We start from the raw sequence: 13520 nt of genomic DNA on the forward strand, positions 1-13520 counted from the left end.
TGCACGAAAAGTCAATTCATAAAAAAAACGTGTAGAATGATAAAATCCACACGTTTTTTTATGAATATCTATACAATATCATAACCTTGTTCTTCAATTGCATCTTTTAACTGCTGAACATTTACTTTCGTTTCATCATATGCAATTTCTACTGTACCTGCCTGTAACTCAACTACTACACGACTTACACCATTTATCTCTTGAAGGGTATTTGTTACAGCTGCTTTACAGTGATTACATGTCATTCCTTTTACATTTAATGTTACAGTCATTTTTATTTCCTCCTTCTATATCCTCTTGTATTTATAAAAATAAGAACTTTAGTTTCCATTCTATTTATATTTTAACACGTTTCAAACGAAGAGCATTTGTTACAACAGACACAGAGCTAAATGCCATCGCCGCACCAGCTACCCAAGGCTCTAACAGACCGCTTGCCGCAATTGGTATACCAATTGCATTATAAAACAGAGCCCAGAATAAATTTTGGCGAATATTTTTCATTGTTTTTGTACTTAGCTCAATTGCTTGCGGGATATGTTTTAAGTTCCCACCGACAAGAGTAACATCTGCTGCTTCGATTGCTACATCTGTTCCTGTTCCAATCGCCATCCCAATATCGGCTTTTGCTAAGGCTGGAGCATCATTCATCCCATCACCAACCATCGCCACTTGTTTCCCGTTATGCTGTAATTCCTCCACAATACGTGCTTTTTTCTCGGGTAACACTTCCGCATACACATGTTCAATTCCTACCTGTTTTGCAATTGCTTCTGCTGTTCGCTGATTGTCACCTGTTACCATGTATACATCGATTCCAGCAGATTTCATCTCATGAATCGCTTCTTTTGAACTTTCTTTAATTGTATCTGCTACAGAAATCATTCCTGCGAATTGATTTTCAATCGCTACAAGCATAACAGTTTTACCATCAGCTTCCTGAGCGGCCATGTGCTCTTCAAACTGACCTATATTCACACCATGCTCATTCATTAATTTTCGCGTTCCAATCACAATGGACTGTGCTTCAATCCTAGCTTCAATACCGTGTCCAGGTGCCGCCCGAAAATCCTCTACAGGTAAGAGTGTAATTCCTTGTTGTTTCCCGTACTCAACAATTGCAGCCGCTAATGGGTGTTCTGAAACATTTTCTGCTGAAGCGGCAAATGCGAGCATATTATCTTGCAAGCTTAATACATCTGTAACTTCTGGTTTTCCCTTTGTAACAGTACCAGTTTTGTCTAGTAACACAGCATTAATTTTATGTGTCGCTTCTAAATATTCTCCGCCTTTAAAAAGTATACCTGCCTCTGCGCCTTTTCCAGTTCCCACCATAATTGATGTTGGCGTAGCAAGACCAAGTGCACAAGGACAAGCAATTACTAATACAGCTATGGCGACTTCTAATGATTGTGGTAAATCATTAGGAGCAATAGCAAAATACCAAACAAGAAAAGCAACTATCGCAATCGCAACTACTATCGGAACGAAAATGCCAGAAATGATATCTGCCATGCGCTGAATTGGTGCTTTTGACCCTTGAGCTTCTTCAACGATTTTAATAATACTTGCAAGGGCAGTATCCTTCCCTATTTTTTCAGCACGCATTGTGAGAATACCATTTTTATTGATTGTCGCTCCTATTACAGCATCACCAACTTGTTTTTCAACCGGGATAGATTCACCTGTAATCATCGCTTCATCAACTGAGGATATACCTGATAATACAATACCATCCACAGGTATTTTCTCACCTGGTTTCACTATAATTGAATCGCCAATCACAACATTTTCTATAGGAATTAATATTTCATTTCCATCACGAATAACCAAGGCATCTTTCGCTTGTAAACTTAGTAATTTTGAAATAGCCTCTGTTGTTCTTCCTTTTGCAAGCGCCTCGAAATACTTACCAACAAGTATTAGTGTAATTAGCACCGCACTTGTTTCAAAGTAAAGCTGAGGTAAATAAGATGGTTCCTGTATTGTTTTGATCCCTTCGTATAAGCTATAAAAATATGCAGCCGATGTACCAAGTACAACAAGTACATCCATATTTGCACTTTTATTTCGCAATGCACGATATGCACCGCTATAAAAGTGTGCACCAATATAAAATTGTACCGGTGTTGCAAATAATAATTGCACCCATGGATTCATTAAAAAATGCGGCATTGGTATTCCCGTTTCAAACGGCAAATGTGCCACCATCGTATAAAGAAGGGGAAGTGACAATAAAATAGAAAGAAACAGTTGTTTTCTTTTCTTTTTTAGTTGCTCTTCTTTTTTCGTCGATCCAACGTCTTCTTGCAGTTTACCTTTATAGCCTAATTTCTTTATTTTATCGAGAATCGCTTCTATTGTAAGAAGACCATCTTTATAGACAATCGTTGCAGTGTTCATAGCTAAATTAACGGTAACTGTTTCAATTCCTTCCATTTTGCCGATTACTTTTTCAATTCGATTTGAACATGCAGCACATGTCATACCTTCAATATCAAAATTTACTTTTTTCGTTCGAACTTCATATCCTAATTTCTTAATACGATTTGTAATTGCTTCTATATTTTGTTCCTCTTCATCATATTGAACCGTCGCTTGTTCCATTGCTACATTCACATTCGCTTCCACACCATCTAGCTTATTTAATACTTTCTCAATCCGCGCGGAACAAGCTGAACATGTCATTCCATCAATACCAATTGTTATTTGTTTTGTTTTCCCCATACAGTTCGTCTCCTTTCTATTTCGAGAACTGTTTGTTGACTCTCATTAAAACTCTTTTATAAATACATCCCCATTTCCTTCTTGAACAGCTTTTTTATACAACGATTTGCATAACGTTCTAACAATGAAAAACGAACTTTATTTAACGTTGCTTTGCACTGCAGAAATTTGAATGAATACATCAATACAATAGCGATTATCTTCCATCATCTTTTGAATGCCCCTCACTTGGCCTTCAATTCTTTTTAAACGATTTACAACTTTTTCAATTTCTTCATCTGTTCTAGGTACCATCTTTTCTTGATTCACGCAATGGCCACCAACATACCCCCTCCCCTTATATATTATACCCGTAAGGGGTATAATGTTGCAAATTTTTAAAATAAAAACTATGTATTTTACAACAAATCCACCCTTGCCTATCTTCCTGAAATATGGTGTAATGCTAAAAAAGATAAAGGATCTATCACTATGGACGAACTTATTTACGATACATTAAAAGAGCATGATACCATCGCCATTCCACTTAGTATTCTATTTAATATCGTTATTAGCTTACTTGGACTCATCCCTAGCATATTTTTAACAGCGATTAATATACAATTATTCGGTCTACTAGATGGAACAATGATTTCAATCACAGGAGAAGCTTTAGGTGCAATTGTTTCATTTTATCTTTATCGTTTAGGATTACAAAAATTTACACACGATAAAATAAATGCTTATCCAAAGATAAAGCGGCTCCTTTACGTAAAAGGGAAAGAAGCATTTTTTCTTGTCTTATCATTTCGACTCGTTCCATTTATTCCATCAAGCATCATCACATTATTTGCTGCATTAGGAAAAATATCATTATTATCCTTCAGCATTGCAAGTACAATCGGAAAAATACCAGCATTGCTCATTGAAGTATATTCTGCATATCATGTTATGAATGGAACGAATGAAGCAAAATGGATTATAACAATTGCTAGTTGCATCGGAATCATATATATATGGAGGAAATGGAAGAAAAAATAAAAAGGAGCATATCGCTCCTTTTTATTTTTTCTTATTTTACTCCAACTGCGTCATATGATTGTTTTACCGCTGTTACCTCTGCAGAATTTGCACCGTATAAATCAGCTGCTGCTTGTACTAAACCAGCACGAGCTTGACTAAATGTAGTCGATTGCGTGAAATATTGCGTATTTGCACGATAGTAAATTGCTCCTACTTTATCCTTGCCAATACCATTCACTGTCACTCCATAATGTGTGCCACCATTTGCTAATAAATAAGCCGCTTTGTTAATAATTCCGCTGTTTGTATGAACTCCACCATTATCACCAGAACCAGTGTAGCGTTTCGAATAATGATCTGGATCACCATACTTTGTCGGATCACTCATAGAGCGAAGTGCATCTCCGGCTTTTCCAGGTGTATAAATATCTTCTCCAATTTCCCAATCTGGATTACGATTATCATAGTATTCTACCAATGTACCAAAAATATCAGAAATCGCTTCGTTTAATGCACCCGACTCATATTGATAGATTAAATTCGAACTATATTCTGTCACAGCATGTGTCAATTCATGCCCAATTACATCAATTCCACCAGATAACGAAGTAAATGTTACTCCATCACCATCTCCATATACCATTTGCGAACCATTCCAGAAAGCATTATTATAATTACTTCCATAATGAACTGTTGATTTTAGCGCAGCTCCTGCATCGTTAATAGAATTTCGATTAAACGTATTTTTATAGTAATCATATGTGACGCCCGCATAATAATGAGCATCTACTGCTGCTGCATCATACTTTGCATGAAATGCATTATCAACATCTGCCCATAACGTTCCTGGTAAAGAAGAACGATTTTTCGCATCATATGTGAAAATTTGCGCCCCTCTCGTATTATCTTGTAAATAATACGTAGATCCAGATAATGTCGTATTTATTGATTTTTTATCTCCTAATACACCTGTACCTGTCCCAACTGCATTCGTTCCCGTTACAGGTTTGATAGCTCCTTTTTCTTGTTTTGTAAACTCTTGATTAACCGGTACTTTACTTTCTTCAGTTACATGATCTAATGTATTGTATTTATTTAATACTTTACCGCTTTCTGCTTCAATAAAATAATAATAGTTTCCTGGTTGCGGATCTAAGAAATTTAAATTTACAACATAGGCATACGTTGTTTCATCGCCATTTTGATAGACATGTAAATGAGCTTTGGGCTCTACTTCATATTTTGGTTTTAACCCTAAGTCTTGTTCAGCAATGGCAATTGCTTTTTTCTCCTCAATCTTATTCGTATTTCTTAATTTCTCTTTTTTATCTAAATCTGGTACAACCGTTCCAGACAACACCTTCAATGAGCCATCTTTACTTACGTGAGCCACTTGAGTAGACCCCCATACAGGTGTCCCTTCAAATACTTGTTGCATACGTACGACTGTCGAATCTGTTACCGAATCCTTTTTCACTTCTTTAATTTTAAAAGAATCTTCGGCATTTTTATTTCCTAACTTATAGTCCCCTTTGGCCGCATTTAAATAATCAAACACGACAGATTCTGCTTTCTTTCCAGTCGCTCCAGTCAAATCACCTGCTACAAACTCTGGCGATTTAACGGCTTCATTGTACTTTTTCGTAGAGAGCACATTCTTTGAATCTGCAAACGCAGAGCTCGTCCCTCCAAATGTCGTCACAGCCATCCCTGCTGCTAATACAAAAGCTAAACTCTTCTTTTTCATTCAACCTTCCCCCTAAATAAAAATTTTTAAAAAGAGTAGCTTTATATTATCATTAAGTTTTCGCTATGAATATACAAAAAAATCAAATAATTACTTTCTCAAGTTTTGTAGAATTTTGGAGAACAAATGTTGAGAAAGGCCCTTTTTCGTTTGAAAAGAGCCTTTCTCAATGGTATTATAAATTTACTTTTTCTACTATATTTCCTTCTCCAATGGACATATCTGGCCTCCAACCATATTGAGGTTCTAGTACCGCAATCAACAATGCTGCCAATACAATTCCACCAAAAATCACCTTTTTCATATTATTTTCCTCCTTCTTCTTCTAATAATTTCACAGCTAATTTATAATAATGACTACTTTCTTGGAATTCTGATAATTCTTCGAAACATTCAGCTAGTTCTAAGTAAACCTTTTTTAAATCTTTCGTATTTTCTTCTGCTTTAAAAAAAGGAATGGCCTCTGCTTCTAAAAATCTTTTGTACGCTTCTTTTTTTTCAAAGTATTTATATTGAAGTATTAATAATAAATACAGCATTCCCTTGTATCTTTCATCTTTTTTCGCGACAATTATGCCTTTATCAATCCATTCTCTTGCCTCTTCAAACTCTTGTAATTGAACACATTGTAAGGAAATTTCATATACAGCATCAATATAATTAAGGTCTTCTTCTTTTTTTCTTTTTTATACTGTAAGCACTGCAAATAATATTCTTTTGCTTTTTTATACTCTTTTTTATGATAATATAAATAGCCCAGATTATTTAATACTATTGAAGTAATAACGTCTTTATCCGCAAAAGAAATTGCTTCTCTTGAAATATTATTATACATTTCTAAAGCTTCATCATATTGTTTTTTTCGAATGTAACTAAAAGCAATAATCAATTGACAATTAATCACGTTTCGGAATTTGTATTCGCTTCGAAATCCTTCTAATGCAATATTAGCAAAATATATAGCCATATAATCAAGTTCTAAATAACTATATACAAGTGCCAAGTTATAATAAATACCTGTCTCATAATATCCTTGTTCTTTTGCCATTAACTCTGTCTGAACTAAACACTCAAGTGAATCCTTATATCTATGCTTCATAAAGTACATTAAAGCCCTACTATACGTATATAGCAACTTCTGAAACGGAGAATACTTCTTATACACCTTCTTCAATTCCTCCAGCTCTTCTTCCAGTGCTGGAAGATCTCGTTTCATGATTAAATAACGTGTATAAAGTAATTTATAATAGTTGATGATTTCAAAATCTAAAACTTGATTCATTTCTTCTTGCAATTCTTTATAAATCCGTTCAACTTGTGGTTTATCTAAATGAACTAATGCATTTAACCACTCATCCAATTTGTCTTTCACTTCTTCTTCTACATCTCGTAAATCTGAAACGGCAATCTCTAACCTTGTGCAGAGTAGCTGCAAGATTTCCTCCGATGCTTCGATTTTTCCATTTTCAATCTTACTTAAATATGAGACGGAACAAATGCCCTGACATAATTCTTCTTGTGTCATTTTTTGCTGCAGTCGTTTATAAAAAACTTGTTTGCCGATTTTCTCTAATGTTTGTTGCATTGTCCTCCTCCATTCTCATTTACCCTCACTACTTTAATAATACATAAAATTAAGAGAAATATAAATTGATAAATTTAAATTTTTTAAAAAAATTTAATATTCCCTTTTATATTTTCTTCGAATATATAATTAAAATAAAAATCCTTTTTTTGGTACAAAAATAAAAAAATTGGTATACTATAACCAAATTACGGAGGTGTTTTTCGCAATGAATCATTATAAAGACGATAGTTACGCCTTACATACTGATTTATATCAAATCAATATGGTTTATACATATTGGAAAGACGGGATTCACAATCGCCGTTCTGTTTTTGATTTATATTTTCGAAAGCTCCCATTTGAAAATGGCTATGCAGTTTTCGCTGGTCTTGAAAAAATTATAGAGTATATAGAAAATTTCCGTTTCACTGAAAGTGATATTGCATATTTAACTGAATTACAATTTGAAGAGGAATTTCTTCGTTATTTACAAAATATGAAGTTTACAGGGACTATTCGCAGCATGCGAGAAGGTGAAGTTGTTTTTAATAACGAACCTTTATTGCGCGTTGATGCGCCACTTGGCGAGGCACAAATTATTGAAACAGCTTTATTAAATATCGTAAATTATCAAACATTAATCGCAACAAAAGCAGCTCGTATGAAGCATGCTGCTGGTAATGATGAACTATTAGAATTCGGAACACGGCGCGCTCATGAATTTGATGCTGCTCTTTGGGGAACACGCGCAGCTTTTATTGGCGGCTTTTCTTCCACAAGTAACGTTCGTGCTGGCAAACGATTTGGAATTCCTGTAGCAGGTACACATGCCCACTCCTTCGTTCAAGCCTATCGGGATGAATACGTTGCCTTTAAAAAATATGCAGAAACACATAAAAAATGCGTCTTTTTAGTGGATACATATGATACATTAAAGTCTGGTGTACCAAATGCAATTCGAGTTGCCAAAGAGTTTGGAGATCGCATTGATTTCTATGGCATTCGTCTTGACAGCGGGGATATGGCATACTTATCTAAAGAAGCTCGTAAACAGCTTGATGAAGCTGGATTTACGAACACAAAAATTATTGCTTCTAGCGATTTAGATGAATATACAATTATGCATTTAAAATCTCAGGGAGCCAAAATCGACGTCTGGGGGGTTGGAACAAAGCTTATTACTTCTTTTGAACAACCTGCATTAGGAGCCGTCTATAAACTTGTCGCGATCGAAGATAAACAAGGGCTATTAAACGATACCATTAAAATTTCTTCCAATCCAGAAAAGATTACAACACCAGGACTCAAACGAGTTTATCGAATTATCAATCGCATGAACAATCACGCTGAAGGAGACTATATCGCATTAGAATCCGAAGAACCTGGGCAAGAAAAGCGTTTGAAAATGTTCCACCCTGTCCATACGTATATTAGTAAATTTGTAACAAATTTTGAAGCACGCGAACTCCATCACGATATTTTCACAGATGGAAATAGAGTATATGAATTACCTAACATACTAGATATCCAAAAATATACTGCAAACAGCTTAACATTATTTTGGGAAGAATATATGCGAACACTCAATCCTGAAGAATATCCTGTCGATTTAAGTCAAGAATGTTGGAATCATAAAATGAAGTATATTCAAACTGTAAGGGAACAAATTACAAAAAATATCCAAAAGTAAAAAGAGGAGTTTTCTTCACTCCTCTTTTTACTTTATAAATTTTTTACTCTAAGCGCACGCATTGCATTTAATACAGCAATTAATGTAACACCGACATCAGAGAAGACAGCTTCCCACATGGTTGCAATTCCAAATGCCCCGAGTAGTAACACAAGACCTTTTACACCAAGCGCAAAAATAATATTTTGCCACACAACGCTACGCGTACGTTTGGCAATTTTTATAGCCGTTGCGATTTTAGAAGGTTCATCTGTCATAATGACAATGTCTGCCGCTTCAATCGCTGCATCAGATCCTAAACCCCCCATCGCAATCCCAACATCCGCTCTCGCTAATACTGGTGTGTCATTAATACCATCACCAACGAAAGCAACTTTTTCTTTCGACTGTTTTGCCACAGCAATTTTTTCAATTTCTTCTACTTTTTGCTCTGGTAATAGTTCCGCATGTACTTCATCTAATCCAAGCTCTTTTCCAACAGCTTCTCCAATCCGTTTGGCATCACCTGTTAGCATAACTGTTTTCTTAATACCGAGCTCTTTTAATTTCTGAATCGCTTGTTTTGAATCTTCTTTTACTTCATCTGAAATTACAATATACCCAGCATATCTTCCGTCAACAGCAACATGAACAAGTGTCCCTACCGTTTCTGGCTGCTGGAATTCAATATTTTCTTTTTTCATTAATTTTGCGTTACCGGCAAAAATTTCTTTTCCATTTACTTTTACTACTGTACCATGACCAGAAATTTCGTTATAATCCTCAATATTTTTTTCATCAACTGACTTTCTATACGCATTTCGAATGGATTGCGCAATTGGATGATTTGAATATACTTCTGCGAATGCTGCATATTCAAGAAGTTCCTCTTTCGTAGTCGTGCCAGCTGGCTCCATTTTTGTTACTTTAAAAACACCTTTTGTCAATGTTCCTGTTTTGTCAAAAACAATATGTTGTACATCATTTAATGCTTCTAAATAGTTACTTCCTTTCACTAAAATACCACTTTTAGATGCGCCGCCAATGCCACCGAAGAATCCGAGCGGAATGGATACGACTAATGCACATGGACAAGAAATAACAAGAAATACTAACGCACGATAAATCCACTCTGAGAATGTAGCTCCCTCTAAAATAAGAGGTGGAATAAATGCCAATACAGCTGCTGTAATCACGACAACAGGCGTATAGTAGCGAGCAAATTTTGTAATGAAATTTTCTGTTGGTGCTTTACGGCTACTTGCATTTTGTACCAAATCTAAAATTTTAGATACTGTTGATTCCTCAAACTCTTTCGTTACCTCAATGGTTAATACACCATTTTGGTTTACGAAACCGCTTAATACTTCATTCCCAACTTCTACTTCTCGCGGTACAGATTCACCCGTTAATGCTGAAGTATCTACCATTGATGTTCCTTCAATTACTTTCCCATCTAACGGTACTTTCTCACCTGGTTTCACAATAATATAATCACCAATTTGTACGTCTTCTGGTGAGACTTGTTTTGTTTCATTTCCGACTTTAACGTTTGCATATTCAGGACGAATATCCATTAATGAAGTAATTGATTTACGGGAACGATTTACTGCAATACTTTGGAACAATTCACCTACTTGGTAGAAAAGCATAACTGCAACTGCTTCAGGATATTCACCAATCGCAAATGCACCTAACGTTGCTACAGCCATTAAAAAGTTTTCATCAAACACTTGGCCGCGAGCTATATTTCTTACCGCGCGCCACACGATTTCCCCACCAATTAGTAAATATGCGATGATGAAAAGAGAAATACTCATTGCTTGTGGTAGTCCTGCAAGCGCTGCTGCTGTTAATCCCCCACCTATCGCTAAGCGTACAATCATTTTCTTTACATTTCCTTCTCCATGGCTATGATCATGATGATGTTCTTTTTTCCCCTCACGAACAACTTTTACATCTGGCTCTAACTTATGAACAACATGTTCTACATTCGCTACTACTGTTTCTAGTTCTTTTTTATTCGTAACTTCTATTTTTAATTTTTTCGATACGAAATCAACTGTAGCTGTTGAAATACCAGGCATTTCTTTTACATTCGTTTCAATTTTTAATGCGCAATTTGCACAATCTAACCCATTTAATACCAATACTTCTTTTACGCTTTTTTTGTTTTGTTCTTCCCGTACTTTAATGTGCGGTTCTAATTTCGTAACGAGTTGTTTTGCTTCCGTAACAACATGGCCTTCTTTATTTTTCTCTGTCTCTAAAACCATTGTCTTCGTTGCAAAATTGACAGAACAAGACGATACGCCTTCTAAATTTCCAATGCCTTTTTCGATTTTCATAGCGCAATTCGCACAATCCAATCCTTCCAACACAAGTTTTCGTTTCACAAGTGCCTCAGCCATTTTTCTCCCTCCTTGCGCTTTTTCTTTTTAATCTTCCTCATTTACGTGTTCGAATGCTTGTTCAAAAATACCGATTACATGATGGTCAGCTAATGAATAATAGACAACCTTTCCTTCTTTACGGTTTTTCACAAGTTTTGCTTGTTTCAATACACGAAGTTGATGGGAAATAGAGGATTGTGTCATGCCGAGTAAATAAGCTAAATCACACACACACATCTCCGCTTCAAATAACGCGTGCAAAATTCGCGTGCGTGTACGATCACCTAACACTTTAAATAATTCTGCTACTTTACTTAAACTTTCATCATTTGGAATTGTTTGTTTTACTTGATCTACAACTTCTTCATGGATAATTGTTTGAGAACATGTATCCTGACATGTTTCTACTTTATTTTCAGCCATTATAGCTCACCTCTTCACTTGAATATATGAACAATCATTCATATATCTTATGCTTTTATTATATGAACATCCATTCATATGTGTCAATGAAATCTGATACATTTTTTCGAACATTTCGTTCACATTTTAACAAGACATACGCCTATTTCCCATATCCATCACATTCTCATACAAAAAAGGCTGTACACTTTGTACACCCCTTTCCTACTTACTTTTCATTTTCACGGTATCCACAATTAAAGAAACAAACCCTAACTTATTAACCTGATTTCTATGATCAAAACGTTTCGCTCGATAAATTTAATTCTTCCTCATTTGTATGTAACCAACATGGATTATTATCCCCTTCGGCACCAACAACAACCTTCGCCTCTAGCATTTCTCTTCCATCCCTTTTTATATTCCGACATAACAACTCGACAAAATAACATAGGTCCTCTTCATTTGCACAAAAAAGCCTTGCACGCTCCCTAGACGCACAAGGCTTACATGTTTTATATCCCTTTAGTTAGCTTTTTCTAAACTATCTTGCGAACTTCCATCTTCTTTTAAATGACTATGTTTTTTCGAATATACAAAGTATACACCAACTCCAATTGCTAACCATGCTCCGAAATACATCCACGTTGTTAACGGTAAGTTCACCATTAAGAATAAACAACATGCAATTGAAATGATCGGTATAAGAGGTACAAGCGGTACCTTAAATCCACGATCTAATTTCGGATGTGTTTTACGAAGGATGATAACCGATACACCTACCATCGCAAATGTTAATAACGCTCCAATATTCGCTAAATTTGATAATTCTTTCAAATCAATAAATCCAGCAATTAAAGCACTACCAATTCCTGTTAACCAAGTCGAAAATGTTGGTGCTTCTGTCTTTTTGTTAATTTTCGCAAAAGATTCTGGCAATAAACCGTCACGGCTCATTGCAAAAAATACGCGCGTTGTCGCATAAATATAAGCGAAAATTACAGCCATAATCCCAATTACAGCTCCAACTGCGATTACACCTGCCACTTTATCTTGTCCTACAACTTCTAATACATAAGCCATCGCTTCTGGTACATCTAATTCCTTATAAGAAACCATGCCCGTCATAACAAGACAAACTGCAACATAAATGATTGTACAAATGATTAGTGAGGCAATAATACCGATTGGAAGATCACGTTGTGGATTTTTCACTTCTTCTGCTGAAGTTGCTAATGCATCAAATCCTAAGAAAGCAAAGAATACTGCTGCTCCTCCAGCAAAGATTCCACTTAAACCATATGGTGCAAACGGTACCCAATTTTCTGGTTTTACGTAAAATACACCAACAGCAATAAATAGAACAACAATGCCAATTTTTATTAACACCATTGCGTTATTTACACGTTTACTTTCCTTTGTACCACGCGATAATAACCAAGTCAGTACTAAAGTGATAACCACCGCTGGCAAATTCACTATGCCGCCTTGCGCTGGAATCGTTAACAGTTCCTTTGGAATTTCTAATCCAAATCCACTTATTAAGTTATGGAAGTAACCTGTCCATCCACCAGCTACCGCAGCAGTTGTTACTACATATACGGATAGCAATGTCCATCCCATTAAATGGGCAATAAATTCACCAATCGTTGCATACGAATATGTGTATACACTACCTGAAACAGGCAGAGTCGAAGCAACTTCTGCATAACATAATGCTGCGAATCCACAAACAACAGCCGCAATCATAAATGAAAAAATAACGGCTGGACCAGCATCTCTTGCTGCTACTAATCCAGTTAATACAAGTACTCCTGTACCAATTATCGCACCAATCCCTAGCATCGTTAGGTCAAATGCCCCTAGTGTTTTCGTTAAAGTTTTACTTTTACTTTCCCCTAACAATTGCGTAACGGATTTCTTTTTAAATAGGTTGGCCACGATGTATGCCCCCTTTTGCTAATAAGAGCTAAGAGGTCTTCACTCTTAGCTCTTATCATGTTGTATGAAATA

General features: G+C 35.7%; 9 protein-coding genes and 4 pseudogenes. 2 read left to right on the forward strand and 11 right to left on the reverse strand.

The features are described 5' to 3' along the window. Nucleotides 1-68: 68 nt before the first annotated feature. The 3 genes and pseudogenes from copZ to MR056_RS09980 all read right to left on the reverse strand — a co-directional run bounded on the left by copZ (nt 69) and on the right by MR056_RS09980 (nt 3021). Nucleotides 69-272 carry a copper chaperone CopZ gene (copZ, locus tag MR056_RS09970; protein ID WP_011983628.1) on the reverse strand — a complete coding sequence of 68 codons (204 nt, stop codon included), beginning with the start codon at nt 270-272 and terminating at the stop codon, nt 69-71. A gap of 64 nt (nt 273-336) precedes the next feature. Further along, nucleotides 337-2727 carry a heavy metal translocating P-type ATPase gene (locus MR056_RS09975; protein ID WP_011983627.1) on the reverse strand — a complete coding sequence of 797 codons (2391 nt, stop codon included), beginning with the start codon at nt 2725-2727 and terminating at the stop codon, nt 337-339. Between the two features lie 16 nt (nt 2728-2743). Then, a pseudogene (locus MR056_RS09980) lies at nt 2744-3021 on the reverse strand (metal-sensing transcriptional repressor). Between the two features lie 177 nt (nt 3022-3198). On the opposite strand from MR056_RS09980, the gene MR056_RS09985 reads away from it, so the two are divergent. Continuing rightward, entirely contained in the window at nt 3199-3747 is a 549-nt protein-coding gene (locus tag MR056_RS09985; RefSeq protein ID WP_011983625.1) for a TVP38/TMEM64 family protein, read from the forward strand. 31 nt (nt 3748-3778) lie between these two features. Here MR056_RS09985 and MR056_RS09990 read toward each other — a convergent pair whose 3' ends face one another. The 3 genes and pseudogenes from MR056_RS09990 to MR056_RS10000 form a co-directional block, all read right to left on the reverse strand. Further along, nucleotides 3779-5476, reverse strand: coding sequence for a M4 family metallopeptidase (locus tag MR056_RS09990; protein WP_011983624.1), 1698 nt, complete (start codon nt 5474-5476; stop codon nt 3779-3781). 175 nt (nt 5477-5651) lie between these two features. Next, nucleotides 5652-5780 (reverse strand): NprX family peptide pheromone, encoded by a 129-nt coding sequence (locus MR056_RS09995; RefSeq protein ID WP_140388385.1) that lies wholly within the window; start codon nt 5778-5780, stop codon nt 5652-5654. A gap of 1 nt (nt 5781) precedes the next feature. Continuing rightward, a pseudogene (locus tag MR056_RS10000) lies at nt 5782-7061 on the reverse strand (tetratricopeptide repeat protein). Between the two features lie 208 nt (nt 7062-7269). On the opposite strand from MR056_RS10000, the gene MR056_RS10005 reads away from it, so the two are divergent. Beyond that, a complete protein-coding gene (locus tag MR056_RS10005) occupies nt 7270-8733 on the forward strand; it encodes a nicotinate phosphoribosyltransferase (protein WP_011983622.1) in 1464 nt (487 codons plus the stop codon). A gap of 32 nt (nt 8734-8765) precedes the next feature. Here MR056_RS10005 and MR056_RS10010 read toward each other — a convergent pair whose 3' ends face one another. The 5 genes and pseudogenes from MR056_RS10010 to MR056_RS10020 all read right to left on the reverse strand — a co-directional run bounded on the left by MR056_RS10010 (nt 8766) and on the right by MR056_RS10020 (nt 13448). Next, nucleotides 8766-11123 carry a heavy metal translocating P-type ATPase gene (locus MR056_RS10010; RefSeq protein ID WP_011983621.1) on the reverse strand — a complete coding sequence of 786 codons (2358 nt, stop codon included), beginning with the start codon at nt 11121-11123 and terminating at the stop codon, nt 8766-8768. Between the two features lie 27 nt (nt 11124-11150). Continuing rightward, on the reverse strand, nt 11151-11528 hold the full coding sequence (locus MR056_RS10015; RefSeq protein WP_011983620.1) for an ArsR/SmtB family transcription factor: 378 nt from the start codon (nt 11526-11528) through the stop codon (nt 11151-11153). Nucleotides 11529-11732: 204 nt separating this feature from the next. Next, nucleotides 11733-11828, reverse strand: a pseudogene (locus MR056_RS22645) (class I SAM-dependent methyltransferase); the annotation flags it as partial. Continuing rightward, nucleotides 11824-11907: pseudogene (locus MR056_RS22410) on the reverse strand (class I SAM-dependent methyltransferase); the annotation flags it as partial. The pseudogenes MR056_RS22645 and MR056_RS22410, both read right to left, overlap by 5 nt. Nucleotides 11908-12032: 125 nt before the next feature. After that, a complete protein-coding gene (locus MR056_RS10020; RefSeq protein ID WP_011983619.1) occupies nt 12033-13448 on the reverse strand; it encodes an amino acid permease in 1416 nt (471 codons plus the stop codon). Nucleotides 13449-13520: the final 72 nt, after the last annotated feature.

It is taken from the genome of Bacillus cereus group sp. BfR-BA-01360, from assembly GCF_022663595.1.
In the GTDB taxonomy this organism is placed as follows: domain Bacteria; phylum Bacillota; class Bacilli; order Bacillales; family Bacillaceae_G; genus Bacillus_A; species Bacillus_A cytotoxicus.